Source organism: Rhizobium sp. SRI_017 (genome assembly GCF_057586295.1).
Genome location: NZ_JBYCZP010000012.1, coordinates 33825 through 58690, shown reverse-complemented (window position 1 = coordinate 58690; position 24866 = coordinate 33825). Strand labels below are relative to the sequence as shown.

The 24866-nt window shown below is 62.5% G+C and carries 28 protein-coding genes; 11 read left to right on the top strand and 17 right to left on the bottom strand.

The window, feature by feature from the left end:
* Positions 1-7: 7 nt before the first annotated feature.
* Genes AC2YI2_RS23555 through AC2YI2_RS23540 form a run of 4 tightly spaced genes read right to left on the bottom strand, consistent with a single transcriptional unit; the run spans position 8 to position 3348 of the window.
* Positions 8-1045 (bottom strand): LLM class flavin-dependent oxidoreductase, encoded by a 1038-nt coding sequence (locus AC2YI2_RS23555; RefSeq protein WP_487388945.1) that lies wholly within the window; start codon positions 1043-1045, stop codon positions 8-10.
* 5 nt (positions 1046-1050) lie between these two features.
* Complete coding sequence (locus tag AC2YI2_RS23550; RefSeq protein WP_487388944.1) at positions 1051-1974, bottom strand: flavin reductase; 924 nt, start codon at positions 1972-1974, stop codon at positions 1051-1053.
* Positions 1971-2771 carry an alpha/beta fold hydrolase gene (locus AC2YI2_RS23545; protein ID WP_487388943.1) on the bottom strand — a complete coding sequence of 267 codons (801 nt, stop codon included), beginning with the start codon at positions 2769-2771 and terminating at the stop codon, positions 1971-1973. The genes AC2YI2_RS23550 and AC2YI2_RS23545 overlap by 4 nt, the downstream gene beginning before the upstream one ends.
* On the bottom strand, positions 2746-3348 hold the full coding sequence (locus AC2YI2_RS23540) for an amino acid synthesis family protein (RefSeq protein ID WP_487388942.1): 603 nt from the start codon (positions 3346-3348) through the stop codon (positions 2746-2748). Before AC2YI2_RS23540 ends, AC2YI2_RS23545 begins: the two co-directional genes overlap by 26 nt.
* Positions 3349-3447: 99 nt before the next feature.
* On the opposite strand from AC2YI2_RS23540, the gene AC2YI2_RS23535 reads away from it, so the two are divergent.
* Positions 3448-4149, top strand: a complete 702-nt coding sequence (locus AC2YI2_RS23535; protein ID WP_487388941.1) for a GntR family transcriptional regulator — start codon at positions 3448-3450, stop codon at positions 4147-4149.
* A 335-nt stretch (positions 4150-4484) separates the two neighbouring features.
* A complete protein-coding gene (locus AC2YI2_RS23530) occupies positions 4485-4925 on the top strand; it encodes a VOC family protein (protein ID WP_487388940.1) in 441 nt (146 codons plus the stop codon).
* Positions 4926-4994: 69 nt separating this feature from the next.
* Here the strand turns inward: AC2YI2_RS23530 and AC2YI2_RS23525 are convergent, their stop codons facing one another.
* The 6 genes from AC2YI2_RS23525 to AC2YI2_RS23500 form a co-directional block, all read right to left on the bottom strand.
* On the bottom strand, positions 4995-5924 hold the full coding sequence (locus AC2YI2_RS23525; RefSeq protein ID WP_487388939.1) for an electron transfer flavoprotein subunit alpha/FixB family protein: 930 nt from the start codon (positions 5922-5924) through the stop codon (positions 4995-4997).
* A 30-nt stretch (positions 5925-5954) separates the two neighbouring features.
* Positions 5955-6701 (bottom strand): electron transfer flavoprotein subunit beta/FixA family protein, encoded by a 747-nt coding sequence (locus AC2YI2_RS23520; RefSeq protein WP_487388938.1) that lies wholly within the window; start codon positions 6699-6701, stop codon positions 5955-5957.
* Between the two features lie 206 nt (positions 6702-6907).
* Positions 6908-7681 (bottom strand): rhomboid family intramembrane serine protease, encoded by a 774-nt coding sequence (locus AC2YI2_RS23515; RefSeq protein WP_487388937.1) that lies wholly within the window; start codon positions 7679-7681, stop codon positions 6908-6910.
* A gap of 200 nt (positions 7682-7881) precedes the next feature.
* Positions 7882-8460, bottom strand: a complete 579-nt coding sequence (locus tag AC2YI2_RS23510) for a cob(I)yrinic acid a,c-diamide adenosyltransferase (protein ID WP_487388936.1) — start codon at positions 8458-8460, stop codon at positions 7882-7884.
* 1 nt (position 8461) lies between these two features.
* The gene (locus AC2YI2_RS23505) at positions 8462-8665 is read right to left on the bottom strand and encodes a twin transmembrane helix small protein (protein ID WP_487388935.1); all 204 of its coding nucleotides are present in this window, start codon (positions 8663-8665) and stop codon (positions 8462-8464) included.
* Positions 8666-8689: 24 nt separating this feature from the next.
* Positions 8690-9523, bottom strand: coding sequence for an SDR family oxidoreductase (locus AC2YI2_RS23500; RefSeq protein ID WP_487388934.1), 834 nt, complete (start codon positions 9521-9523; stop codon positions 8690-8692).
* A 119-nt stretch (positions 9524-9642) separates the two neighbouring features.
* Between AC2YI2_RS23500 and AC2YI2_RS23495 the strand changes: the two genes are divergently transcribed.
* On the top strand, positions 9643-10530 hold the full coding sequence (locus AC2YI2_RS23495; RefSeq protein WP_487388933.1) for a YihY/virulence factor BrkB family protein: 888 nt from the start codon (positions 9643-9645) through the stop codon (positions 10528-10530).
* Here AC2YI2_RS23495 and AC2YI2_RS23490 read toward each other — a convergent pair.
* From AC2YI2_RS23490 to AC2YI2_RS23480, 3 genes are read right to left on the bottom strand one after another with little or no spacing between them, the layout of a single operon-like run.
* Entirely contained in the window at positions 10492-11568 is a 1077-nt protein-coding gene (locus tag AC2YI2_RS23490) for a glutamyl-Q tRNA(Asp) synthetase (RefSeq protein WP_487388932.1), read from the bottom strand. The genes AC2YI2_RS23495 and AC2YI2_RS23490 overlap by 39 nt on opposite strands.
* On the bottom strand, positions 11565-12452 hold the full coding sequence (gene yddG, locus AC2YI2_RS23485) for an aromatic amino acid exporter YddG (protein WP_487388931.1): 888 nt from the start codon (positions 12450-12452) through the stop codon (positions 11565-11567). Before yddG ends, AC2YI2_RS23490 begins: the two co-directional genes overlap by 4 nt.
* Positions 12453-12471: 19 nt before the next feature.
* Complete coding sequence (locus tag AC2YI2_RS23480; RefSeq protein ID WP_487388930.1) at positions 12472-13251, bottom strand: DUF3108 domain-containing protein; 780 nt, start codon at positions 13249-13251, stop codon at positions 12472-12474.
* Between the two features lie 232 nt (positions 13252-13483).
* Here AC2YI2_RS23480 and rpmB point away from each other — a divergent pair, with 232 nt between their 5' ends.
* Positions 13484-13768 (top strand): 50S ribosomal protein L28, encoded by a 285-nt coding sequence (gene rpmB / locus AC2YI2_RS23475; protein ID WP_487388929.1) that lies wholly within the window; start codon positions 13484-13486, stop codon positions 13766-13768.
* 134 nt (positions 13769-13902) lie between these two features.
* Positions 13903-14535 (top strand): VUT family protein, encoded by a 633-nt coding sequence (locus AC2YI2_RS23470; protein WP_487388928.1) that lies wholly within the window; start codon positions 13903-13905, stop codon positions 14533-14535.
* Between the two features lie 237 nt (positions 14536-14772).
* Here the strand turns inward: AC2YI2_RS23470 and AC2YI2_RS23465 are convergent, their stop codons facing one another.
* The 4 genes from AC2YI2_RS23465 to AC2YI2_RS23450 all read right to left on the bottom strand — a co-directional run bounded on the left by AC2YI2_RS23465 (position 14773) and on the right by AC2YI2_RS23450 (position 18006).
* A complete protein-coding gene (locus tag AC2YI2_RS23465; RefSeq protein WP_487388927.1) occupies positions 14773-15600 on the bottom strand; it encodes an ABC transporter permease subunit in 828 nt (275 codons plus the stop codon).
* Positions 15597-16325, bottom strand: coding sequence for an ABC transporter permease (locus AC2YI2_RS23460; protein WP_487388926.1), 729 nt, complete (start codon positions 16323-16325; stop codon positions 15597-15599). Before AC2YI2_RS23460 ends, AC2YI2_RS23465 begins: the two co-directional genes overlap by 4 nt.
* A gap of 71 nt (positions 16326-16396) precedes the next feature.
* Complete coding sequence (locus AC2YI2_RS23455) at positions 16397-17173, bottom strand: transporter substrate-binding domain-containing protein (RefSeq protein ID WP_487388925.1); 777 nt, start codon at positions 17171-17173, stop codon at positions 16397-16399.
* A gap of 59 nt (positions 17174-17232) precedes the next feature.
* A complete protein-coding gene (locus AC2YI2_RS23450) occupies positions 17233-18006 on the bottom strand; it encodes an ABC transporter ATP-binding protein (RefSeq protein WP_487388924.1) in 774 nt (257 codons plus the stop codon).
* Positions 18007-18214: 208 nt separating this feature from the next.
* Between AC2YI2_RS23450 and AC2YI2_RS23445 the strand changes: the two genes are divergently transcribed.
* From AC2YI2_RS23445 to AC2YI2_RS23420, 6 genes are all read left to right on the top strand, one after another.
* Positions 18215-19090, top strand: coding sequence for a dimethylarginine dimethylaminohydrolase family protein (locus AC2YI2_RS23445; protein ID WP_487388923.1), 876 nt, complete (start codon positions 18215-18217; stop codon positions 19088-19090).
* Positions 19091-19092: 2 nt separating this feature from the next.
* Positions 19093-19725, top strand: coding sequence for a TetR family transcriptional regulator C-terminal domain-containing protein (locus AC2YI2_RS23440; RefSeq protein ID WP_487388922.1), 633 nt, complete (start codon positions 19093-19095; stop codon positions 19723-19725).
* Positions 19726-19807: 82 nt separating this feature from the next.
* Complete coding sequence (locus AC2YI2_RS23435) at positions 19808-20998, top strand: pyridoxal phosphate-dependent aminotransferase (protein ID WP_487388921.1); 1191 nt, start codon at positions 19808-19810, stop codon at positions 20996-20998.
* A gap of 37 nt (positions 20999-21035) precedes the next feature.
* Complete coding sequence (locus AC2YI2_RS23430) at positions 21036-21209, top strand: hypothetical protein (protein ID WP_487388920.1); 174 nt, start codon at positions 21036-21038, stop codon at positions 21207-21209.
* Between the two features lie 81 nt (positions 21210-21290).
* Positions 21291-21758: a hypothetical protein gene (locus AC2YI2_RS23425; protein ID WP_487388919.1), complete on the top strand. Its 468-nt coding sequence runs from the start codon at positions 21291-21293 to the stop codon at positions 21756-21758.
* A 148-nt stretch (positions 21759-21906) separates the two neighbouring features.
* Positions 21907-24738 carry a [protein-PII] uridylyltransferase gene (locus AC2YI2_RS23420; RefSeq protein ID WP_487389085.1) on the top strand — a complete coding sequence of 944 codons (2832 nt, stop codon included), beginning with the start codon at positions 21907-21909 and terminating at the stop codon, positions 24736-24738.
* Positions 24739-24866 lie beyond the last annotated feature (128 nt).

Sequence of the window (24866 nt, the reverse complement as noted above, 5' to 3'; positions counted from 1 at the left end):
GGCCGCCTCACCCGAAAGCCGGCATGACATCGGCGATGAAGCGCTCCAGCGACGCCTTCTTGCGTGCAAAGCTCATGCCGGTGTCGATCCAGAACGAATATTCGTCGTAGCCCTGCTGTTCGTAGACCTTGAGGCGATCGATGACCGTGCCGGCATTGCCGATCGGCATGTTGGTGATCATCTTCTCCGGCGACAGGTTGCCGTTCGCCGCGAGCTCCTCCTCCGTCAATTGCTGGATCAGCCCCTGATGGATCGGCCGCTCGTTCTTGAACCAGGCGAAGAAGTAGTTGTAGTAGGTGCTGATTTCCTTCGCGGCTCTCGCGATGTCGGCCTCGTCGGAGCCGACATAGGTGTGCTGCAGCAGCATGATCTTCGGACGCATGACGTCGGGTGCCTTCGCGCAGGCAGCCTCGAAGCGCTCCATCAGGCTGGCAATCTCGGCCTCGCCATTGGCGAGCGGCGTGCACTGCACATTGCAGCCATTGGCGACCGCGAATTCGTGGCTGTTGGGATCGCGGGCCGCGACCCAGATCGGCGGATGCGGCTGCTGCAGCGGCTTCGGCGCCGAGGTGGTCGAGGGGAATTTCCAGAATTCGCCGTCATGGGCATAGTCGCCCTGCCAGATGCCCTTCACCGCCGGGATCAGTTCGCGCATGCGCTGGCCGGCGCCCCAGGCGTCGAGGCCCGGCAGGATGCGCTCATATTCGAAACCATAGGCGCCGCGCGCGATGCCTATATCGAGCCGGCCATCCGATATGATGTCGGTCATCGCCGCTTCACCGGCGAGCTTGATCGGATGCCAGAAGGGCGCAATCACCGTGCCGGTGCCGAGCCGGACATTCTTGGTGCGGCGGGCGAGATCGGCGATATTGACGAAAGGATTCGGCGCGATGGTGAAATCCATCGCATGATGCTCGCCGGTCCAGATCGCATGCATGCCGCCCTGATCGGCGATTTCGCAGAGCTGGATGAACTCGTCATAGAGCTGCTTGTGGTTCTGGCTGGCATCCAGCCTTTCCATATGAACGAACAGCGAGAATTTCATGGGCATCACCCTTTCGCGGCCACGGCGTGAACGCGGCCCTTTTCCTGATTGCCGACATAGACGCCGAAATTGCCCAGCGTGCTCTCGGCACCATAGCGCTTGACGAGATCGCGCACCGCCGAATCCGGAATATCGGCCAGCGGGAGCGCCTGGACCGGGAAGAACCGACCGCTCGTCGGCACGCCTTCGCCGAGTGCCGCGCGATAGACGACATGCTGCCGGCCGGTCTTGGTGTCCTCGTAGACGGAGTAGAGCAAGCCCGGCTGCAGGCTCAGCCCGATGCTGTCCGTGATATGCCGTTCCAGCGCCTCGAGGCCTTCGCTCTCGGCCTTCTCGACAAAGGGCAGCGTCCAGCCACCCTTGCCATCCTCGACCATCAGGATCTCGCCGTCACGCTCGGCCACGGCGCCGAGCAGCAGCTTGCCATCCGCATTGGCGAGCAGGCTCTTCTCGGCCAGCGCCGGCGTAAAATAACCGCCGCGGGCATAGCCGAGCCCGGTCTTGCCGCTGTTCTCGAATGCTTCCACCCGGCCGATCAGCACCACATGGTCGCCCGCATCGATTAGCTCATGCATCGCGCAGTCGAACCAGGCCGCAACATCGGCAAAGACGGGCGAACCATGCGGCCCCTTCTTCCATTCGACGGCGGCAAAGCGATCCTCAACCGGGCGGGCGAAGGTGTTGGACACATCTTTCTGACCCTCAGCGAGGATGTTGACCCCAAAACCCTTGGCACCGGTCAGCGTCGCATAGTTGCGCGAGGTCTTGGCGAGGCAGACGAGCAGCAGCGGCGGATCGAGCGACACGCTGGTAAACGAATTGGCGGTGAAGCCGATCGGTGCACCGTCTTCGTTGTGCGTCGTGACCACGGTCACGCCGGTCAGGAAGGAACCGAAGGCGTCGCGCAGCGCTCTTGCATCAAAGGTCATGCATCACCTCCCGAGGTCAGCCATCGGCAGAGCCCATCATTCACTTGATCAGATGCGGTGAGGTTCACCATGTGACGATGGCCGGCAATGACCACCGCCTTGCCGCGCGGCGTCGCGGCGGCCATTTCGCGGGCCATGTCAGGCGTAGAATTCAGGTCGCCGTCGCCGGTTAGAAACAGCGCCGGGCAGCCGACGGACGGCCAGCAATCCGAATAGACCGCATCGCCAGTGGCAAAAGCGCGATAGGCCGCTGCATAGCCCTCGGCGTCGACCGTCGCGAGCAGCTCTTGCACCAGCGCATAGGCCCCGGTTGCCTTCTCGGCACCCGAGAACCAGCGCCCCAGCGGTGCTTCGCGGTCGAAGCAGCCGGTCACGATTTCGTCGGCGCGCGCCTCGACGGCCGCCCTCGCCTCGGCGCTGCGGCGATGCACGCCATTGAGCAGCGCGACGCGCTTCACCTTTTCGGGCGCCGTCGCCACGATCCCGGTCGCGATCAGCGCGCCCATGGAATGGCCGGCGACATTGACCGGTCCGAGATCGAGCTCGTCGAGCAGCGTCTCGAACCAGCTTACGAAATTCTGCAATTGCGGCGGCTGCCCGAGCGGCGCCGAGAAGCCATGGCCCGGTAGATCGACGGCGACGACGCGGAAATCCTCCGCCAGCCGCTCGATCTGCGGCGCCCAGGCCTCGATCCGCATCCCCACGCCGTGGATCAGGACGACGGTTTCGTCGCCGCGACCACGGTCGAGATAGGCGGCGCCTGACGGCGTCTTAGACCGCTGCAGGGTTTGCAACATCGTGGCCCAAATCCTTGAGGTCCTGGTAGCGGTCGCCGATACGGTGATGCGGTCGGCCGCCGATCGATGCGCCGAGTGCCACGACGATCTCGTCGGCAGCCGGTGCATCCGGAATGGCGCATTGGATCGTCAGGTAATGCGAGCGGCGGCCCTCGTCGTTCTTGTCCATCAGCGGGATCATGATCGGCGCATTGGCCGGACCGCGCGTGTTGCAGAAGGCGAGATAGGATTTTGCCCCGACGGCAGTGCGGTAGTGATTGCCGAAGCGCAGCGTGTGGATCAGGGCCGAGGCATGTTCGATCTCGCCATCGAGACCGACCACGGCCGCCTTGCCATAGGCTTCCACCGCCCCACCCGAGCCAGCTGTCTCGATAATCATCTTCGTCAGCAACTCGCCCAGTATGGGCGCGACCGCATGGATCTCCGGCTTGAGGTCCTCAACGAAACCGCGCCCTGCCCAGGGATTCTTCACCACCGCCATCGCCGCGATCAGCTTCAGCGGCGTCGGCGCTTGCCGTCCGCCTTCGATCAGCGTGGTCTCCACATGCAGCAGGGTTTTGCGAATGGTCGCGACCACGGCATTTCTCCGGTCAATTTGTCTTGTCATATGTTGGTATACCATAAGACCGAGTGTCAAGACCTTGTGCGAAAGTTTTTTTGCGGCTACAGGGTAAGCATGACCAAGACTGCCGAGAATCTCGCGGCCCTCCGCATCGAAACCCAGCCCGTGACGCTTCGCGAAATGGCGCTCGATCGCATGCGCCGCGCGATCATCAGCGGCTTGTTCGAACCGGGGGAGCGGCTGGTGGAGCGCACGCTCTGCGATCAGCTCGGCGTATCCCGCTCGGTGATCCGCGAGGTGATCCGTCATCTCGAGGCGGAAGGGTTGGTGGAAATGCTGGCCAAGCAGGGACCGATCGTCGCCCGGCTCAACTGGGACGACGCACGCCAGATCTATGACATCCGCGCCGCGCTCGAATCGACCGCCGTCGCCGATTGCGCCCGCGTCGCCGACGACAGAATCAAGGCCAAGCTGAGGAAGGCGCTCGACGAACTCGACCGCACCTCCAAGCAGGACTCGCCCCCGGGTATCCTCGACGCGACCACCGATTTCTACGGCACGATCTTCGCGGCCAGCGGCCACAATATCGCCTGGGAAATCGTTAGCCGGCTCAACGGTCGCATCTCGCGGCTGAGGGTTATGACGCTCTCCACCACCAACCGAACGACATCAGGCCCTGCCCAGATCCGCAAGATCTTTGCTGCCATCGAGCGTAACGACCCCGATGCTGCGGCTGAAGCCTGTCGTGCGCATGTCGCGGCCGCAGCGGCGATTGCCGAGACGCTGCTCAGGGACAAGGCTGCCAACGGGATTTGATGACGACTCCGGGGGCGCCCCACTTCTCCCCTTGGGGAGAAGGGCCGAGCGAATGCGAGTCGATAAGGGGTTCCCAGAGCCATAATCGACGTTGAGGGAACCCCTCATCCGGCCCTTCGGGCCACCTTCTCCCGCTGGGGAGAAGCGGGGCGACCGCTCGCCTCGAAAAAAATCCAGATGCAATTCCTCTGCCCCGCGGGCGAGGGGAGGGCAGACTGGGAGGTATTCGCGAGCTCGGCCCTCATGAGGTTGGGATGCAAGCCTATCTCCGACTAGCCACCACCCACCACCTTCGCTAACCTGCCGCCCGCATCCAATCACCGGACAGGCAGCCCATGAATTCCGCTCCACCCTTCTCGCTCGTCGGCCTCGATCATGTCGTCTTCCTCGTCGACGACATGCGGAAAGCTCTCGATTTCTACGGCAACGTGCTGGGCGCCACGATCGGCTATTCCTATCCGGCTTTGGGCATGGAGCAGGTCTGGTGCGGCTCCGCCCTCATCGTCCTCTGGGACATCACCCATCACGGCGCGAAGAGCGCCATCCCGCCGGTCGCGGGCGGACGCAATGTCGACCATGTCTGCATTGCCACAACGCCCCTCGATCACGACAAGGTGCGCGCGCATCTCGAGGCGCATGGTGTCAAGATCGACCGTGAGGCCTTCCACGGCGGTGCCCGCGGAATGGGCCATTCCTTCTATTTCTTCGATCCCTTCGGCAACAAGCTCGAACTCAAGGGCCCTGCCGAATATCCCGACGGACGCTCTGCGACCTGATCGTCACACAAACAAAAACCCCGGCGGATCGCTCCGCCGGGGTTTGATGTTTCAGGCCTTATGCGCGGCTCAGAGCGCCTTTTCGAGCTCCGGCAGGATCTCGAAGAGATCGCCGACGAGGCCGAAGTCGGCGACCTGGAAGATCGGGGCTTCCTCGTCCTTGTTGATCGCGACGATGACCTTCGAATCCTTCATGCCGGCGAGATGCTGGATCGCGCCCGAGATGCCGCAGGCGATGTAGAGCTGCGGGGCGACGACCTTGCCGGTCTGGCCGACCTGCCAGTCGTTCGGGGCGTAGCCGGCATCGACGGCCGCGCGGGAGGCACCGACCGCGGCACCGAGCTTGTCGGCGACGGGCAGGATGACTTCCTTGAACTTCTCGGCCGAACCGAGTGCGCGGCCACCCGAGATGATGATCTTGGCCGAGGTCAGCTCCGGACGATCCGACGAAGCGATCGCATCGCCGACATGGCTGGAAATGCCAGGATTGCCGGCGCCGGCGATCGTCTCGACCGAGGCCGAACCGCCTTCAGCCGCAGACGCGAAGGAGGCCGTGCGGACCGTGATCACCTTCTTGGCATCCGTCGATTGCACGGTCTGGATCGCGTTGCCGGCATAGATCGGGCGCTTGAACGTATCGGCCGAGATGACATCGGTGATCTCGGAGATCTGCACGACATCGAGGAGGGCGGCGACGCGCGGCATCACGTTCTTGCCCGAAACGGTCGCTGCGGTGAGGATCGTGTCATAGGAACCAGCGAGGCTGACGATCAGCGCAGCCAGCGGTTCGGCCAGCGAATGCGCATAATCATCGCCATCGGCGAGGAGCACTTTGGAGACGCCGGAGAGCTTGGCAGCCGCATCGGCCGCAGCCTTGGCGCCCTTGCCGGCGACCAGCACATGCACGTCGCCGCCGATCTGGCTGGCGGCGGTCAGTGCCTTGTTGGTCTGGTCGGAGAGGGTGGCGTTGTCGTGATCGGCAACAAGAAGAATAGCCATTGTTGTTTTCCTTTTCCCTTGCTGTGCGATTTAGATGACGCCAGCGGCCTTGAGGCTCGAGACCAGCTCAGCCACGGACTTGACCTTGACGCCAGCCTTGCGGCCCGAAGGCTCCTCGGTCTTGACGACCTTGAGGCGCGGGGTGACGTCGACGCCGTAGTCGGCGGGCGTCTTCTTGTCGAGCGGCTTCTTCTTCGCCTTCATGATGTTCGGCAGCGAGGCATAGCGCGGCTCGTTGAGGCGGAGGTCCGAGGTCACCACGGCCGGCAGCTTGACATTGATGGTCTGGAGACCGCCATCGACTTCGCGGGTGATGTCGGCATTGCCGTCCTTGATGACGACCTTGGAAGCGAACGTCGCCTGCGGCCAGCCGAGCAGGGCCGACAGCATCTGGCCGGTCTGGTTGGAATCGTCGTCGATCGCCTGCTTGCCGACGATGACGAGGCCCGGCTGTTCGGCCTCGGCGACGCCCTTGACGATCTTGGCGACCGCGAGCGGCTCGACCAGTTCGTCGGTCTCGACCAGGATCGCGCGGTCGGCGCCCATGGCGAGCGCGGTGCGCAGCGTCTCTTCGGCCTTGGCCGGACCGACGGACACCACGATGACTTCCTCAGCCTTGCCGGCTTCCTTGAGACGCAGGGCCTCCTCGACCGAGATTTCGTCGAACGGGTTCATCGACATCTTCACATTGGCAAGCTCGACGCCCGAGCCATCCGGCTTCACGCGGATCTTGACGTTATAGTCCACCACCCGCTTCACGGTGACGAGGATTTTCATGGAGGTCCTTCCTAAAAGAATCTGGCCCTAAAAAGAGTCTGGCGGGAAAATGCGCTATCTGCGCCCTTTCCTATTGTCTGTTGGCGGCATCCAGATGCGCCAATCTCGCCATCGGTGGGTGATTTTTCGGCCTTTGGCGGTGTCGCAACCGGAATATAGAGCGACCCTTGTCAGGTCAACATTCGCGACAATGCCTTCAATCGATTTTAACGACCCCAATGAGGCGTTGTTTTTTGTGCCTCTTCGGTCGCCGCCGGCGGGGTCTCCTTATGCTCGACCGCTTTCGGCGAGACGATCGTGCGGTCGAAGAGCGGCACGGTCCAGCGCTTGAGCAGCGGCGTCAGCACCAGCCCGGCGACGATGCCGCCGGCATGCGCCGCCCAGGACACATTGCCATCCTTGTCGACGAGCAGCATGAAGAATTGCTGCAGGATCCAGAGGATCAGCGGAATGAAGGCCGGAACCGGCAAGGGAACCTTCCACAGGATCAGCACCCAGACCCGGACCTTGGGATGAAGCAGGAAATAGGAGGCGACGACACCGGAGATCGCGCCCGACGCGCCGATCAGCGGGCCGGTCGAATGCGGATCGAGGAAGCCGTGGAACCAGGCAGCGGCGACGGCACAGAGCAGGTAGAAGATCAGGAACTTGATGTGTCCCATCGCGTCCTCGACATTGTCGCCGAAGACCCAGAGGAACAGCATATTGCCGGCGAGATGCCAGAAATCGCCGTGCAGGAAGGCATAGGTGAGATAGCTCCAGTCCTTGGGGATGAGATAGAGCGACGGATCGAGAAACCTGTCGTCAAAGATCAGCGCCGGGATATAGCCCAGCCCCATAGCGGCTCGACCGGAGAATTCGTCGCTGCCGGCCAAACCCGTGATCAGCCAGATGATCGTGTTAACAGCGATCAGCGAGAGCGTGACATATTGAAGCTTGATGTGTTTCAGCGCATTCACGTCATAGAGCGGCACGAACATCTGCGCTGGATCTCCCGGTGGGCCTGTCAGAGAAATTGTTACCCCTCCCCAACCCCTCCCCACAAGGGGGAGGGGCTCAACTTGCCGCGCTGCCTCTAAAAAACAGCAACGTCTCCTTAGGCATCAAGGTGTTGGGCAGGAATGCGGTGTCGCCGAGAAGCCCCTCCGCCTTGTGGGGAGGGGAAACTATCTGAGAAGGTTCAGCGGTTCTTCCCCGGCACCCACAACACATCCGCCTTCCCCTTGTCGTTGGCATATCTTGCCGCGACGAAGAGGAAATCCGAGAGCCGGTTGACATATTTCAGCGCCGCCGTGCTGACGATCTCGCCATCCTTCTCCTTGAGCGCCACCATCAGCCGCTCGGCGCGGCGTGAAATCGTCCGGGCCAGGTGAAGATAGGCGGATAGGGCCGAGCCACCCGGCAGGATGAAGGAATTGAGCGGGGAGAGTTCGGTGTTGAGAAAGTCAATCTCGCGTTCCAGCCGCTCGACCTGCGACTCGACGATCCTGAGCGGTTCCCATTCCGGCGTCTCGCCGGTGTCGGGCGTGGCGAGATCGGCCCCAAGATCGAAGAGGTCGTTCTGGATGCGGATCAGCATCTCACCCAGTTGCGCCTGGTCGCCGATATGCAGCATGGCGAGGCCGAGCGCCGCATTGGCCTCGTCGACAGCGCCAAAACTCTCGATCCTGAGATCGGCCTTGGAACGGCGCGGGCCGGCCGCGAGGCCCGTCGTGCCACCATCGCCCGTCTTGGTGTAGATCTTGTTCAGCTTGACCATATCAGGCGGGACGCCCGCCACCGGTCAGCCAGAGGGTCAGCATGATCAGCGCCACGGCGACGGCCTGCAGGATGACGCGCGCCTGCATCAGCTTGTTCGATGTGTTGCCGGAACCACCGCGCAGCATGTGAATGAGGCCGCGCACCAGCACGACGGCGACGGCGAACATCACCACGATCGCGAGGAAATAGGTAACTGTGCCCATGGGACTTGTCCGTTGATAGACCGCTCAGCCCAGCTTTCCGAGGATCTTGTAGAAGAGGCCGGAAGGAAGGAGCCGCTTGAGCAGCACGCCGCGTTTGGCGGGTTTCGTGACGATATAATGGGGTTTGGGGGAGGGCGACGTCAAGGCATGGCGCAGCACATCATAGACCGCCTCCGGCCCGAGCTTGCCCTTGGCGCCCGCAAGCTCACCGCGCAGCCGCTTGAGCTGGCGCTGGTATTCCTGCCTGTGCGCGGTATTTTCGAGGTCGATATTGGCCTCGGCGGCTTTCAACGCATTGGCAATGAAGCTCGAACGGATCGGCCCCGGTTCGATCAGGCTGACATGGATACCGGTGCCCTTGAGCTCCATCATCATCGTCACGGTCAATCCCTCCAACGCATATTTGGAGGCATTGTATGCGCCTCTCCATTTGTACGGAACGAGGCCCAGGATGGATGAGCAATTGACGATCCGGCCCTTGCCTTGTGCCCGCATCACCGGGATCACCCGCCGCGTCAGCTCGTGCCACCCGAAGAAATTGGTCTCGAACTGCAGCCGGAGAACGTCGGTGGTCAGATCCTCCACCGCACCTGGCTGGCCATAGGCGCCATTGTTGTAGAGCGCGTCGAGCCGGCCGCCTGTTCGCTCCAGCACCGCGTCGGCGAGCGCATGGATCGAGGCGGTGTCGGTGTAGTCCATCAGGAAAGTCTCGATACCTTCGGCCTCGAGCGGCGCCCGGTCCTCCTCGCGGCGCACCGAGGCGAAGACCCGCCAGCCATCGGCCTTGAGCGCGCGGGCTGCGTGCGCGCCGATGCCCGACGAGGCGCCGGTGACGATGATCGTGGGTCGCTGATCCATTTGCCGCTGCTTTCTGTACAAACGACGCTTTGTTTCCCATATTCGGCTAAGACTGCCAATGCCGGCAAACAGATGCGACCTTTCGCGCGTTATACCGGGAATAGCTTCAGCGAGGTGGAATGCCGGGCTTTGTCCGTATCACGTGGAAGGTGGGCTTCGATGCCTTCTGGCATTTCACCGAGGATGACGGCTGGGCCATGGCGAGCCATGTCGCGCTCTCAATCCTGCTTGCGATCTTCCCCTTCCTGATTTTCGGCACGACGCTTGCGACCTTCCTCGGTGCAGATCAGTTTTCCGAAACGGCGGTTCATCTCATCTTCGACAATCTGCCGGCGACGATCGCCGATCCGATCGCGCGGGAAGTGACCCAGGTCCTGACAATCCCGCGCGGCGGGTTGCTGACGATCTCGGTGCTCGCCGCCTTCTACTTCGCTTCGAACGGCGTCGAGGCACTGCGCATCTCGCTCAACCGCGCCTATCGCGTGGTGGAGCCGCGGCCGTGGTACATCACCCGCCCGATCAGTCTCGGCTATGTCCTCGCGGCGGTGCTGGCCCTGGTGATGTTGTCGATCTTTCTCGTCGCAGCGCCGCTCGCGCTGCGTTATGCCGGCCGCTGGGTTCCCTGGGCGACCGACCTGCTCACCGTGGTCGACAATTGGTCGAGCTGGGGCGCGGTCGCCACCGTGACCATCGCTCTGCTCGTGTGTCATCTCTATCTGCCAGCCGGTCGACGGCGCTTTCTCGATGTCGTGCCCGGCATCGTTCTGACCATGATCGCCTGGGCAACCGGGGCCTATGGCTTCGGCTACTACATCTCGACCTTCGCCAACTACGCCGCGACCTATGCCGGCCTGGCCTCGATCATGATCGCGCTGGTCTTCCTCTACATGACCGGCGTGATCTTCATTCTCGGCGCCGAAATCAACGCAGCGCTGCTCAAATACAGGGTGCGCGAGCTCATCGCCCGCTCACGCGAGCGGGAGACCGAGCCGGTCACGGATCCCTGATGGCGTCTCGCCGGCCTCGCGCAGAGCCCTGAGACCCGTCGAGGCGATGCTCTTTGCGAGCTTCTGGCCGGTCTCGTCCTTGATGAGAGGGTGATGGTGGTAGATGGGGGCGGGCAGGCCGAGCAATTCCTGCAGCAGGCGGTGGACATGGGTGGCGTGGAACAGGTCCATGCCGCGCACGACATGGGTCACGCTCTGCAGGGCATCGTCCAGCACGACGGAGAGATGATAGCTCGAGGGCGCATCCCAGCGCCACAGCACGACATCGCCCCAGACGGCAGGGTTGGCGGGCGTCGGGTGAGGGGTGCCGCTGTTCGTTTCGGTCCAACTCAGTTCTTGAGAAGATGCCCCCCTCTGGCCTGCCGGCCATCTCCCCCTCAAGGGGGGAGATTCGCTAGAGGCAAACGCACCGTCCTCCAAAGACTGTTGATCTAGTGGCGGTGTTTGATGAGTCGCCGGCGAGTGCTCCATCGGATCTCCCCCCTTGAGGGGGAGATGGCCGGCAGGCCAGAGGGGGGTAAGCGGGTCTGCTCGCACCGCCACCGCTTTCTCCACATTCAGCCGCCACATATGCCGATCGCCGCGCGCGATTCTCCGGGCCGCCTCATCCGGATCGAGGTTGCGCTCAAACGTCGGATAATGCGGCGTCCCATCAGGATCATATTTCCACCGGCCGCAATTCTTCTCATAGTCCGTCACATGCGCCTTAACCTCGGCGCGCGACAGAAAGGCCGGATAAACCAGCCCGCGCGCCTTCAAACCATCCAGCGCTGTCTGGTACTCCGCCACATGCTCGGATTGCCGCCGCACCGGCTCTTCCCAATCGAGGCCCAGCCAACGTAAATCCTCATAGATCTGTGCCTCATATTCCGGCCGGCAGCGGGCAGGATCGATATCCTCGATCCGCAGCAGGAAGCGGCCCCCCGCTTCGCGCGCCATGTCGAAATTCAGGATCGCCGACAGCGCATGGCCGAGATGGAGCTCGCCATTCGGGCTCGGGGCGAATCGGAAGACGGGTGTACCGAAGAGGGGCGTCATGCCGCCTTCTTTTTCCCGAAGATCGTGCTCGAGACGGCAAGCAGCGCGCCGCCGGGCACCAGCACGCAGGCCGTGAGCACCTGCCAGCTCGGTTCGGCGAAGCCGGCGGCGATCAGCACGAGCGTCGAGAGCACCGGCGAGGCATAGCTGGCGATCCCGAGCAGTTGGATATCGCCGTTCTTGACGCCATAGTCCCAGGCATAGAAGGCGAGCCCGACGGGGAAGATGCCGAGGCCAGCGATGGCGAGCCATTGGCTCGACGATTCCGGCCAGACGGTCGTTTCCAGAAAGACATGGCAGATTGCCGACAGGATCGACGTCGCGATGCAGAAGGCGGTCACGACATCGGTCGGTACCTCGCCGAAACGCCGGCTCAAGAGCGAATAACCCGACCAGGTGAATGCGCAGGCCAGCGCCGCGGCATAGCCCATATAGCTCTGCGCCGCAGAGAAGGCTTCCGTGCCACCCGTCCTTGCCGAGACGATAAGCGCCGCGCCGGCAAAGCCGATCAGCGCACCAAGGATATGGACCAGCTTGAGCTTTTCGCCCGGCAGCATCGACGAGCCAAGCACGATGAAGAGCGGCCAGAGATAGGCGATCATGCTCGCCTCGGCGGCGGGCGCGTTGCGCAGCGCGGTGAAGTAGAGAAAGTGGTAGCCGAAGAGGCCGAGAATGCCGGTCGCCCAGGCGCCCAGCGGCTGCCGGAGATTTCTGAGGCGCTCCGGCTTCAGAATGAACAGCAGGACACCTGGCAGCGCGCCGATCGCGAAGCAGACGGCATTGAGCTGGAACGGTGGCATTTTGCCCGATGCGGCGGTGAACAGCGCCAGCAGCGCCCACATCAGGCAGGCCGAAAAGCCGATCAATGTCGCACGCAATTTCACGCTGAAATCCTCCGGACGATTATCCGTCGAACCGCGTGGCCTTCATCGTCAGCGTGCCAAACTTCGTCGGGACGGAAAAGAATACCGGTGCATATACATTCATCCGGTCCGATTTCGCAAACCAGATTTCCATGCGCTTCAGCCGCTTGAGGAACTCGGCCTCGCGGCTGCCCTTGCGATAGCCGGCGAGCGGAACATAGCGCATGGCGCAGACGATCACCGTGCCGTCGAAACCATTGGTCTTGAAATTCTCTTCGCGCTTGTGGTCGAGATTGATATCGAGCCGCGTCTCGCCGTCATAGACCGGGATCACCGGCTTGCAGGGGTCGCCGACCGAGACCGGCTGGATCAGCCCCGCGAGCGGGTCGGTGACGGATTTCAGATCGTCCTCGGTCACCGGGATCCAGTTGCGCTGCTTCGAGCGGTCGCGCGGCGGCTCGATGCGGGTGGCCACCACGTCGCCGTCCTTGAAATCCGCCTCGTAGCGGCGATGGCGGTCGCCCTTGCGGTATTGCATATAGTAGCGCTGGGATTGCAGCCCGCTCTCGGCGATCACGCCGGTCGAGACGAGTTCCGCGGTCATGTCGTTGACGACCTCTCCGACGCCTGATGATTCGAAATTCACCTCTATCTCATAGAGGTTGTCGTCGCGAAACGATTTGAAGCTTGCCCGGGCGAAGGGCAGTCCGGCGAGCTGGATGTCGAAATCTGCGCGATGGCGCAAAGGCTCGGCCTGCCCCGGCAACGGCGCAAGCAGCCCGAGAACGGCGATAAGGGAGATGAAGCGGACTCTCATCATGAAGACGCCATACGCACTGATGACCTTGCCCTTAGGAACTCTTTGTGTTTTTTCTGCGGGCCATACCCGAGGGTCAAACCTGTCAGAAATTTCCGCCAATTCCAAGGATTGTCTTGACAGGCCCAGCCTCGCCAACTATGGAACCGCAACTTCAGAACAGGCCAGCGGCACGCGGGCCCGAATTTCGGGTCCGTTTTAGTTTGTCCGGCCGGATAAGAGAATAGGTGATCACATGTCCCGTGTTTGCGAACTGACCGGCAAGGCCGTCCTGGTTGGAAACAATGTCAGCCATGCGAACAACAAGACCAAGCGTCGCTATCTGCCGAACCTGTGCCAGGTGACGCTGATCTCCGACGCTCTCGGCCAGCGTTTCCGTCTGCGCGTTTCGGCGCATGCGCTCCGCTCGGTCGAGCATCGCGGTGGCCTCGATGCCTTCCTCGCCAAGGCGAATGAAGGTGAGCTTTCGATCCGCGCGCGTCTGCTGAAGCGCCAGATCGCCAAGAAGCAGGCTGCCTGATCAAAGGCAACGCCTTATCCGACTGAGGCTTGACCGGGCGACCGTTCAGGCCTTTTGTCGTTTATTGTGGGCTTGGCACCCGGCCGGCTCGCAGACATCGAACTCCAACTGGTGGCATCACCCAGGATAAAAAAATGCTGACCCAGCGCTATACCCTTGTCTACGTGGCCCTGATGACGCTTGTCGTCGTCGCCTCGAACTTCCTCGTCCAATTTCCCGTCCAGGGTATGCTCGGCGCCATCAATCTCGGTGACCTGCTCACCTGGGGCGCCTTCACCTATCCCTTCGCCTTCCTGGTGACCGACCTCGCAAACCGCCAGTACGGCCCGCGCAACGCCCGCATCGTCGTGATCGCAGGCTTCGTGGTCGGCGTGGCGCTCTCCTGGTACCTGTCGCAGCCGCGCATCGCCATTGCCTCGGGCCTCGCCTTCCTGCTCGGCCAAATGCTCGATATCTCGGTCTTCAACCGCCTTCGCCGCCAGAGCTGGTGGCAGGCGCCGCTCGCCGGCTCCATGCTCGGCTCGATCCTCGATACCGTCCTCTTCTTCTCCTTCGCCTTCGCGCCGGTCTTCTCTTTCCTCGGCCCGAACGATGACTTCGCGATCGGCATGGCGCCGGTGCTCGGTGTGATGACGGCCGAAGCGCCGCGCTGGATTTCGTGGGCGCTTGGGGATCTCAGCGTAAAGGTGCTTTTTGCGCTGGTGCTGCTGATGCCCTATGGGGCGCTGATGAGCGTGGTGAAGCCGATGCCGGTGGTGAAGGCGTAGGTCGCTTGCCTTATGGGGGGATTCACCCCTCACCAAGCGCGCCTAGACATTCGCCTATGGCTCATGTGGGCTTGCTATCCTCTTCCACAAGGGGAGAGGTAAACCCGCGGCTGCAGCCATGTCTCAAGATGGGGCCGAGCTTGTGGCACTCTACCTCTCCCCTTGTGGGAGAGGATACGAAGGCCGCGAGAGGCGAAGCCGATCGCTTGGCCGAAGTTGGTGAGGGGTAAAGCCGCCCTACCTTTTCGTCGGCACCATATTCTCCACATACCGGAACGCCACAACCATGATCCCTGTCAGTATCATGTAAATCAGCGCCAAGAGCAACAGCGGCTCATAGGTGAGATACGTCGCCTGCCGCACTTTCGAGATCACGCCATAGGCATCGACAACAGTTATCGTCGCCACCAGCGGCGTCGACTTCAGTTGCAGCACGGTATCGCCGGTCAGCGTCGGCAGCGCGCGGTGGATGGCGCGCGGCAGCCAGATGCGGCGGAACATCGTCCAGCGGCCCATGCCATAGGCCTTGGCGGCTTCGAGTTCGCCGCGCGGCACGCCCTTGAAGGCGCCACGCATCACTTCGCCCTCATAGGCGGCGAAGGAGATCATGAGCGCCAGGAAGCCGTATGGCCAGGCTTGGCGGATATAGAAGAAGAGCTCTGGATATTCCTTCCGGAATTGCGGGTTAGCGGCAAGGATGGAGCCGAGGCCGTAATAGAGCAGCCAGAGCTGCAGCAGCAGCGGCGTGCCGCGGATGATGCCGCAGAAGCCTGCAGCCAGCCAGCCGAGCGGCTTGGGACCGGTGACCTGCGCCAACCCGAGCGGGATCGCGAAGATAAAGCCGACGATGGCGCTCGAGAAGAGCAGCAGGAGCGTGCGCCAGATGCCGACCAGGAGCTGGCCTGAATATTGCGGAATCCAGTCCCAGCGCATGGTCGTTGCGATGAAGATCACCAGGACGGCGAAGATCACGATCAGCGCGATGCGATGCGGCAGGAACCAGTTGACCCGTTTGGCGGGAGGCGTCGGAGCAGGCGATGCGGCTGCGGTCGTGTTGCTCATCACGCGTGCCCCGCCATGCCGCGGCGATAGCGCGATTCAATCAGCTTGATGATGATGCCGGAGACGATCGACAGCGCGAGATAGATCACGCCGGCCGCGAGGAAGAAGGTCATGTAGTGCTTCGAGGCACCGGCTGCCTGGCGGGTGGCGAGCGTCAGCTCGGTAAATCCGACGACGGCGAGCAGTGCGGTGTCCTTGGTCGTCGTCAGCCAGTAATTGCCGAGCCCCGGCAGCGCGTGCGGCAGCATGGCCGGGAAGATGATCCGGCGGAAGATCATGAGCGGACCCATGCCATAGGAGCGACCCGCTTCGATCTCGCCCGGCGGCACGGCCTTGATCGCGCCGCGAATGACTTCCGTGAGATAGGCGCCCAGCACGAAACCGAGAACGACGATACCGGCAACCAGGCCACTGATGTCGATGGGGCCGTAGCCCCCGAGTGCCAGCAGGCGGTTGATGCCGTCGGTGCCGGCATAATAGAGGATGAGGATGAGAACCAGCTCCGGCACAGCCCGCACGACGGTCGTATAGACCTCGAGCAGGTCGCGGGTCACGAGGCCGCCATAGAGCTTGCCGCAGGCGCCGGCTATGCCGATGATCATGCCGAGCGTATAGGCGCCCACGGCGATATAGACCGAGTTGATGAAGCCTGCCAGCAGTACCCCGCCCCAGCCGGGCGGCGCGTAGGTCAGCACATCGAGACCAAGGGAGGTTAGCAGCGCATCCATCAACCTGTCCGTCCGCTAGGTGGCATCGAAGGGCGCGCAACCGAAGCTGCGCGCCGGGACGTCAGGAGGCATCAGCCGCCGTAGATGTCGAAGTCGAAATACTTCTTCGAGAACGTGTCATAGGTGCCATTGGCGCGGATCGCCTTGATGGCGGCGTTTAGCTTGTCCTTGAGCGCGGTGTCTTCCTTGCGCACGCCGATGCCGACGCCGAGGCCGAGGATCGCCGTGTCGTTTTCGACATTGCCCTTGTGCTCGCAGCAGGCGCCGGCTTCGGACTTCAGGAAGGCGTCGAGCGCGATGGCGTCAGCCTGCACGGCATCGACACGGCCGGCAGCGAGGTCCTGGTTGGCTTCGTCCTGCGTCTGGTATTCCTTGATTTCAGCGGCTTCGGTGAAATGCTTCTTGGCATAGTCGGCATGGACGGTGGAAACCTGCAGGCCGATGATCTTGCCGGCAAGGCTTGCCGGCGTCGCGTCGAACTTCTGGTCCTTGGCGCCGATGATGCCGGTCGGCGTGTCATAATATTTGTCGGTGAAGTCGATCGTCTTCTTGCGCTCTTCGGTGACGGACATCGAGCCGACGATCATGTCGATCTTCTTGGTGGTGAGCGCCGGAATGATGCCGTCCCAGGCGACGGGGGTAATCACGCAATCGAGCTTGGCTTCCTTGCAGACGGCCTCGGCGAATTCGACTTCCCAGCCGACCCACTTGCCGGAGGCGTCAAGCGAGGTGAAAGGCGGATAGGGCTCTGCGGCGAAACCGAGCTTGACCTGCTCGGCCGTGGCCGAAGCAGCGCCGGTGAGGCCGATCGCCAGAGCGAGGGCCGCGACTTTCAAACCGTTCTTCATCAATATTCTCCCAATTCTTGGTTTGTTGGCAGGCTTATGGTGGGGTCAGGATACTGACCCTAGTGGACCGAGCTGATGAACCGCTTGAGGTGCTCGGATTGGGGGTTGCCGAAGAGCTGTTCCGGCGGCCCCTGTTCCTCGATGATGCCCTGGCGTAGATAGACGACATGGCTCGCGACGTTGCGGGCGAACTTCATCTCATGCGTGACGAGGATCATCGTGCGGTGTTCCTTGGCGAGGTCGCCGATGACGGCGAGCACTTCGCCGACAAGTTCCGGATCGAGCGCGGAGGTCGGCTCGTCGAACAGCATGGCGAGCGGATCGACAGCCAGCGCTCGGGCGATGGCCGCGCGCTGCTGCTGCCCACCCGACATGAAGGCAGGATAGACGTCGCGCTTTTCGTAGAGCCCGACGCGCTTGAGGATCGTCTCGGCCCGGGCGACCGCCTCGTCCTTCTTCACGCCCAGCACATGGATCGGCGCCTCGATGACATTCTGCAGCACGGTCATGTGCTGCCAGAGATTGAAGCTCTGGAATACCATGGCGAGCTGGGCGCGGATGCGTTGCACCTGTTTGCGATTGGAAGGCATCAGGCCGCCATGGCCGTCCTTCTTCATCTCGATCGTTTCGCCGTGGATGGAGATCGTGCCGGCGCTTGGCAGCTCCAGCATGTTGATACAGCGCAGGAAGGTGGATTTACCAGACCCGGAACCGCCGATGATGGCGATCACATCGCCCTGCCGGGCGTTGAGCGAGACGCCCCTGAGGACTTCCAGCGGGCCAAATTTCTTGTGCAGGTCAACGACTTGAATCGCTTCCGCAGACTCATTCATGAATACCGCCAATACCGGACTCTGTTGGGCGTCCGTGTTCTTCTTGTTCCCCAGTTTTTTCGTTTTCGGGACGGAAGCAACTGGCCTCTTCCGTCCTGTTAAAAATCAGTAAATCACTTGTCCTTAAATTATTCAAGTGTATAATGAACAAATCTGACATACTGGCGTGCCGCATGGCCGCGGCCCGGTGAAATCCATGGAGTGATGAATGGCTGCCTACGGTTCCCAGGCGATGTCCGCCCGGCTTGCGCGCGTGTTGATGCGGCGCCCCGGCCCGAGCCTCGAAGGGGCCGATGCGGCCGAGTGGCACTATGGCCCGACCTTCGACGGCAAGAAAGCTGTCGCCCAGTACAGGAAGTTCGCCGCACTTGTCGAAAAGTCCGGCTCCGAAATCCTGTGGCTGGAAGACAAGGGCGACGGCCTCGCCGATTCGATGTTCACCCACGACCCGTCGCTGATGACCGACAAGGGCGCCATCATTCTCAATATGGGCAAGCGCCTGCGCGTCGCCGAGGGTAATCTTCACGAAGAAGCCTACAAGGCGGCCGGCATCCCGATTCTCGGCCGCATCACGGCGCCGGGCACGATCGAGGGCGGTGATTGCGTCTGGGTCGATGCGACGACGCTGGCCATCGGCCGCGGCGTCCGCTCCAACCAGGCCGGCATCGAGCAGATGGCCGAGATCCTCAAGCCGCTCGGCGTCACCGTGCTTGGCTTCGACCTGCCGCTCTGGCATGGCGAGGAAGCCTGCCTGCATCTGATGAGCGTGATCTCGCCGCTGGCGGACGATCTGGCGCTCGTCCATGCGCCGCTGCTGCCGGCGGCCTTCTACCAGCTGCTCCGCGAACGCGGCATCAAGCTCATCGTCGCACCCGCTGAAGAATTCGCCGCCTCGAACGGCCTCAACCTCAATGTGCTGCCGACCTCGCCCAGGAAGGTGATCATGGTCGACGGCTTCCCGCTGACCAAGGCGGCGATGGAAGCCGAGGGCTGTGAGGTCGAGACCTTCGAGGCCGACGCGCTCTGCATCGCCTGCGAGGGCGGCCCGACCTGCCTCACCCGCCCCGTGCTGAGAGCGGCCTGACCATGACGCGGCGCCCATTCCACCACGAAAGCGAAGAGACGCGGCGGCAGGACCTGATTGCCGCGACGCTCGACGCGATCGCGGAATCGGGCCTCAAGGGCGCCACTGTGCGCGAGATCGCCGAGCGTGCCGGCGTGACGCCGGGCTTGATCCGGCACTATTTCGTCAGCAAGGAGCTGATGTTCCAGGCGGCCTATCGCGCCGTCATGCTGACAATGTTCGAGACAGCGGATCAGGCTGCGGAAATCGAGGGCACGAACGCCATTAGCCGGCTAAAGGTCTTCGTGCTTGCCAACTTCAAGCCGCCGATCGTCGATCCCCGCAATCTGTCGCTCTGGGCGACCTTCATCTCCCAGATCTCGGTCGATCCGGCGCTCGCGGCCATCCACCGGGAGGGCTACCTCGCCTTCCGCGACCGGCTCCAGGCCCATATCGGCGCGGCTTTGGAAGAGACAGGCCGCAGCCTCGTGCCCGGAGAACTCCGCTACCTCGCCATCGCCATCAACGGCCTGATGGACGGGCTCTGGCTCGAAGGCTCGATCGCTGCCGACCTGTTCGGCGAGGGCGAGCTCGCCCATGTCGCGCTCCTCTCCGTCGAACGCCTGCTCGGTATCACGCTGACTGAAAAGAAATAGAGAACATCTATCTGCTTGTTTTGCGCAATTCCGGATGCAAAACCGCTTCGCACTCTTGCTGGAATGACTCGAAAGGACTGCCATGCGCTACGCTTCCATCACAGACAGGCTCTCCGGGCTCGGCTCCGGCAAATGGGCGCTGCATATCCAGGCGCGCGCCATGAAGTCATCGGGCATTCCGATCATCGAACTCACCATCGGCGAACCCGACCTGCCGCCTGACCGCGCCCTGCTCGATGAGGCCGCGCGCGCCATGTATGCCGGCCGCATCAAATATTCGAACGGCCGCGGCGAGCCCGCTGTCGTAAGAGCGCTGGTCGACAAATACCGCAAGCGCCGCGCCGACGTGACCGAGGCCAATATCCTCTGCTTCCCCGGCACCCAGACTGCGCTCTTCGCCGTGATGCTCGGCCTCGCCGAAGCCGGCGACGACGTGCTGGTCGGCGACCCGCTCTATGCGACCTATGAAGGCGTCGTCGCCTCCACAGGTGCGACGATCAGGACCGTGCCGCTCCGTCCGGAACACCGCTTCCACATGCAGGCGGAAGATCTCGAAGCCGCGATCACGCCAAGAAGCCGCGTGCTGCTGCTCAACAATCCACACAATCCGTCCGGCGCGGTGCTGACCCGCGCGGAAGTGATCGCGATCGGCGAGGTCTGCCGCAAGCACGACCTCTGGATCCTCTGCGACGAAGTCTATGAGGAGCTGACCTTCGGAGCGGAATTCCATTCACCGTTCGACATGCCCGAATTCGCGGAGCGCACCATCGCCGTCGCCTCGATCTCGAAATCGCACGCGGCGCCGGGCTTCCGCTCCGGCTGGGCTGCCGGCCCTGCCGAATTCTGCGAGCGCCTGCTGCCGGTTTCTGAGACCATGCTGTTCGGCGTCCAGCCCTTCATCTCCGACATGACGGCGATGGCGGTCTCCCAGCCCTTCGACACGGCGCGGACCATGCGCGAGAATTACGGCCGCCGCGCCCGGCTCGCAGCCGAAACCTTGGCCGGCTCGAACGTCATCAAACCGTTGATGCCGGAGGGCGGCATGTTCATCCTGCTCGATGTCGGCGCCACCGGCCTCGACGGCGAGGCCTTCGCCCGCAAGCTGCTCCGCGAAAAGCACGTCGCCGTCATGCCCGGCGGCTCCTTCGGCGAGAACGCCAGGGACTTCATCCGCATCTCTCTGACCGTGCCCGACGACACGCTGGTCGAAGCCGTGGGCCGCATCGCCGATCTCGGCCAGGAACTGACCGGGCTGGCCGCGAAGCGGGCGTGACTGCCGGATGAGATCCCGTCTACGCGCTCCGGCCGCGATGAAGACCATCGCGGCCATTTTGCTGACATCATGCCTCGCCGGCTGCAGTACCACGCAGGCGCTCGACGTGCCAAAGCCGACGCCGCGCGAGGCGCCGATCAACTCGCTCGCGCTGGAGCAATGCGTACGGGAGAATGGGCCGGAGAAGTGCGCGGTGGACACAACTCCTTGATTGGATCTCGTAATGCGAAGCTGACGACAGAACACTACGATCCCAACTGACGGTATAGAACGAATTCAGCGGGAGGCGATCATGCGCGGGAGAAAGCAGGAGCAGATGCAGGATTTCCTCGAAGTGCATCTTCCCTATGAGATCAATATGACGCGTGCTGCTCATGTTTTTCTGCACAGTAAGATCGCTGATCAATATTTCTTCAATATAATGCTGGAGTCGTTCTTCCTTCACGGACGAACACTAATCGAGTTCCTTCGAAAATATGAGAAGAGCGTTAAGCCTGCTGATTTCACAGACGGATCCTATACCCAAGCGAGAAAACTTCCCAGTAACAGCCTCTTGGAACGAATAAACAGCCAAATTGGTCATATTGGCCTCAAGAGGACCACGTCGGCCGACGAAAAGCTGTCGATAGGGGATGCGGATCTTCTGATGAACTGGATTGAAATGGAGTTAGTCGAATTCCAATCGGCCCTTGCGCCTTCGTGGGCCGCCCATTTTGTCATGCCGAAGCCAATCTCAACGCCGGAATCCCGGCGTCTATAGATATACAATTACTCGCTCGGAAGCCCGCCCAAGTTAAGCCCCACTCAAACTATTTCCTGTATTTCCCGGGGCCATCACGCTATAGACCCCGCGTTCCGGCGGGTTGCCGGAAGAGGTATTCTCTCTCATGCAGCAGACCAAGGCCCTGGTGGAAAAGCCGGACGATTCCTATCCAGAAATTCTCGACGTGACAGCCTTCTCCGAGGGCCTGGAGCGGATCGCCGCCGACCATCCCACCGACAAGGATGGGCGCCGCGCCGCACTGCTCGCCTATGTCAGGAGCGTGAGCCAGGATGGCCGCGCCAAGGCGCGCGAGATCCTCAACGAGGATGGTTCCGGCTTGGGCTGTGCGCACCGGATCTCCTGGCTGCAGGACCAGGTCATCATCCATCTCTACGATTTCGTGATCCGCCACGTCCTGCCGACGCCCTCCGACCTCATCACCATCACCGCGGTTGGCGGCTATGGCCGCGGCACGCTCGCGCCCGGATCGGATATCGACCTGCTCTTCCTGCTGCCCGGCAAGCAGACGGCCCTCAGCCAGAAGGTCATCGAATTCATCCTCTATATCCTCTGGGACATGGGGATGAAGGTCGGTCACGCGACCCGCACGATTGACGAATGCATCACGCTGTCGCGCAGCGACATCACCATCCGCACGGCGATCCTCGAATCCCGCTTCATCTGCGGCAACGCCAATCTCGAACGCGAGCTGACCGCTCGTTTCGACAAGGAAATCGTCCGCAATACCGGCCCGGAATTCATCGCCGCCAAGCTCGCCGAGCGAGACGAGCGTCATGACCGATCGGGCAACACGCGCTATCTCGTCGAGCCCAACGTCAAGGAAGGCAAGGGCGGCATCCGCGACCTGCACACCTTGTTCTGGATCGCCAAATATTTCTACCGGGTCCGCGATACCGCCGAACTCGTGCGCCTCGGGGTGCTCTCGAAATCCGAATACCATTCCTTCCAGAAGGCCGAGGATTTCCTCTGGGCGGTCCGCTGCCATCTGCATTACCTGACCGGCAAGGCCGAGGACCGGCTGTCCTTCGACCACCAGCAGGAGGTCGCCGAAGCCCTGGGCTACAACACCCGCCCCGGCCTCTCGGCCGTCGAGCGCTTCATGAAGCACTATTTCCTCGTGGCCAAGAATGTCGGCGATCTCACCCGCATCCTTTGCGCCGCGCTCGAGGATGAGCAGGCCAAGGAGCAGCCCGGCCTCAGCGGCGTCATCTCGCGTTTCACGGCCCGCAAGCGCAAGATTGCCGGCACCCAGGATTTCGTCGAGGACAAGGGCCGCATCGCGCTCGCCTCGCCTGACGTCTTCAGGAACGACCCGGTCAATCTTCTCCGGCTCTTCCACATCGCCGACCTCAACGGCCTGGAATTTCATCCGGACGCGCTCAAGAGCGTGACGCGTTCTCTCGCGCTGATCGACGACAAGCTGCGCGCCAGCGAAGAGGCCAACAGCGTCTTCATGGCGATCCTGACCTCGCGCCGCGACCCGGCGCTGATGCTGCGACGCATGAACGAGGCCGGCGTGCTCGGCCGCTTCATCCCGGAATTCGGCCGCATCGTCTCGATGATGCAGTTCTCGATGTACCACCACTACACCGTCGACGAGCATCTGATCCGCTCGGTCGAGGTGCTGTCGAAGATCGAGAAGGGCGAAGATGTCGAGGCCGTACCGCTCTCGGCCGGCCTGATCAAGACGATCGAGGACCGGACGGTGCTCTATGTCGCGGTGCTCCTGCACGACATCGCCAAGGGCCGCGCCGAGGACCATTCGATCGGCGGCGCGCGCATGGCTCGCAAGCTCTGCCCGCGTTTTGGCATGAATGCGAAGCAGACCGAACTCGTCGCCTGGCTGATCGAAGAGCATCTCGCCATGTCGATGACGGCGCAGACGCGCGACCTCAACGACTGGAAGACGATTTCCGATTTCTCCCACCGCGTCCAATCGCTCGAGCGGCTGAAGCTCCTGCTCATCCTGACCGTCTGCGACATCCGCGCCGTCGGCCCGGGCGTCTGGAACGGCTGGAAGGGCCAGTTGCTCCGCATCCTCTATTACGAAACCGAACTGCTTCTGTCGGGCGGCTTCTCCGAAGTCAGCCGCAACGAACGCGTCCAGCATGCCCGCGACCGGCTGGCCGAGGCGCTGGCCGACTGGCCGGAGGACGAGCGCAAGGCCTATGTGCGCATGCACTACCAGCCCTATCTGCTCTCCGTTCCGCTCGAAGACCAGGTCCGGCACACCGAATTCATCCGCGAGTCCGATCGCGAGGGCAAGGTGCTCAACACCATGGTGCGGACCAACGCCTTCCAGGCGATCACCGAGATCACCATTCTGGCCCCCGACCATCCGCGCCTCGTCGCCATCATCGCCGGCGCCTGCGCCGCGGCTGGTGCCAATATCGCCAACGCCCAGATCTTCACCACCGCCTTCGGCCGGGCGCTGGACACGATCCATATCAGCCGCCAGTTCAAGGATGACGACGACGAACTGAGACGCGCCAATACGATCTCGAAAATGATCGAGGAGGTTCTCTCGGGCAAGCGCCGCTTGCCGGAGGTGATCGCCACCCGCACCAAATACAAGAAGAAGGACAAGACCTTCACCGTCGTGCCCGACGTCAACATCTCCAATGCACTGTCGAACCGGTTCACGGTCATCGAGATCGAGTGCCTCGACCGCACCGGCCTGCTCTCCGACATTACCTCGATGCTGGCGGACCTCTCGCTCGACATCGCCTCGGCTCGCATCACCACCTTCGGCGAAAAGGTCATCGACACCTTCTATGTCACCGACTTGACCGGTGAGAAGATCAACAACGAAAACCGCCAGGCGCTGATTGCCGCCCATCTCAAGTCAGTGATTGCCGATGAAGCCGGCGACAGCAAGATCCGCGTCGCCCCCGGCATCGTCAACCCGCTGCCGCCCAAGGGCGTGGCGGTGAAGAAGCCGGCGGCGCAGCCGTGAGAATGTCGAAGGTCGCTTTGGGACGTGAGCCAGACGACATGCGTTCGCCGCTCACCCCCCTCTGCCCTGCCGGGCATCTCCCCCTCAAGGGGGGAGATTCGATGGAGCGCCGCCCGGCATTCTTAGAG

What these genes read in the sequence shown, in the direction of transcription:
- AC2YI2_RS23555 (WP_487388945.1), bottom strand. Translation starts at nt 1,045, where the DNA reads ATGAAATTCTCGCTGTTCGTTCATATGGAAAGGCTGGATGCCAGCCAG.
- AC2YI2_RS23550 (WP_487388944.1), bottom strand. Translation starts at nt 1,974, where the DNA reads ATGACCTTTGATGCAAGAGCGCTGCGCGACGCCTTCGGTTCCTTCCTG.
- AC2YI2_RS23545 (WP_487388943.1), bottom strand. Translation starts at nt 2,771, where the DNA reads ATGTTGCAAACCCTGCAGCGGTCTAAGACGCCGTCAGGCGCCGCCTAT.
- AC2YI2_RS23535 (WP_487388941.1), top strand. Translation starts at nt 3,448, where the DNA reads ATGACCAAGACTGCCGAGAATCTCGCGGCCCTCCGCATCGAAACCCAG.
- AC2YI2_RS23530 (WP_487388940.1), top strand. Translation starts at nt 4,485, where the DNA reads ATGAATTCCGCTCCACCCTTCTCGCTCGTCGGCCTCGATCATGTCGTC.
- AC2YI2_RS23525 (WP_487388939.1), bottom strand. Translation starts at nt 5,924, where the DNA reads ATGGCTATTCTTCTTGTTGCCGATCACGACAACGCCACCCTCTCCGAC.
- AC2YI2_RS23520 (WP_487388938.1), bottom strand. Translation starts at nt 6,701, where the DNA reads ATGAAAATCCTCGTCACCGTGAAGCGGGTGGTGGACTATAACGTCAAG.
- AC2YI2_RS23515 (WP_487388937.1), bottom strand. Translation starts at nt 7,681, where the DNA reads ATGTTCGTGCCGCTCTATGACGTGAATGCGCTGAAACACATCAAGCTT.
- AC2YI2_RS23510 (WP_487388936.1), bottom strand. Translation starts at nt 8,460, where the DNA reads ATGGTCAAGCTGAACAAGATCTACACCAAGACGGGCGATGGTGGCACG.
- AC2YI2_RS23505 (WP_487388935.1), bottom strand. Translation starts at nt 8,665, where the DNA reads ATGGGCACAGTTACCTATTTCCTCGCGATCGTGGTGATGTTCGCCGTC.
- AC2YI2_RS23500 (WP_487388934.1), bottom strand. Translation starts at nt 9,523, where the DNA reads ATGGATCAGCGACCCACGATCATCGTCACCGGCGCCTCGTCGGGCATC.
- AC2YI2_RS23495 (WP_487388933.1), top strand. Translation starts at nt 9,643, where the DNA reads ATGCCGGGCTTTGTCCGTATCACGTGGAAGGTGGGCTTCGATGCCTTC.
- AC2YI2_RS23490 (WP_487388932.1), bottom strand. Translation starts at nt 11,568, where the DNA reads ATGACGCCCCTCTTCGGTACACCCGTCTTCCGATTCGCCCCGAGCCCG.
- AC2YI2_RS23480 (WP_487388930.1), bottom strand. Translation starts at nt 13,251, where the DNA reads ATGATGAGAGTCCGCTTCATCTCCCTTATCGCCGTTCTCGGGCTGCTT.
- rpmB (WP_487388929.1), top strand. Translation starts at nt 13,484, where the DNA reads ATGTCCCGTGTTTGCGAACTGACCGGCAAGGCCGTCCTGGTTGGAAAC.
- AC2YI2_RS23470 (WP_487388928.1), top strand. Translation starts at nt 13,903, where the DNA reads ATGCTGACCCAGCGCTATACCCTTGTCTACGTGGCCCTGATGACGCTT.
- AC2YI2_RS23460 (WP_487388926.1), bottom strand. Translation starts at nt 16,325, where the DNA reads ATGGATGCGCTGCTAACCTCCCTTGGTCTCGATGTGCTGACCTACGCG.
- AC2YI2_RS23455 (WP_487388925.1), bottom strand. Translation starts at nt 17,173, where the DNA reads ATGAAGAACGGTTTGAAAGTCGCGGCCCTCGCTCTGGCGATCGGCCTC.
- AC2YI2_RS23450 (WP_487388924.1), bottom strand. Translation starts at nt 18,006, where the DNA reads ATGAATGAGTCTGCGGAAGCGATTCAAGTCGTTGACCTGCACAAGAAA.
- AC2YI2_RS23445 (WP_487388923.1), top strand. Translation starts at nt 18,215, where the DNA reads ATGGCTGCCTACGGTTCCCAGGCGATGTCCGCCCGGCTTGCGCGCGTG.
- AC2YI2_RS23440 (WP_487388922.1), top strand. Translation starts at nt 19,093, where the DNA reads ATGACGCGGCGCCCATTCCACCACGAAAGCGAAGAGACGCGGCGGCAG.
- AC2YI2_RS23435 (WP_487388921.1), top strand. Translation starts at nt 19,808, where the DNA reads ATGCGCTACGCTTCCATCACAGACAGGCTCTCCGGGCTCGGCTCCGGC.
- AC2YI2_RS23430 (WP_487388920.1), top strand. Translation starts at nt 21,036, where the DNA reads ATGAAGACCATCGCGGCCATTTTGCTGACATCATGCCTCGCCGGCTGC.
- AC2YI2_RS23425 (WP_487388919.1), top strand. Translation starts at nt 21,291, where the DNA reads ATGCGCGGGAGAAAGCAGGAGCAGATGCAGGATTTCCTCGAAGTGCAT.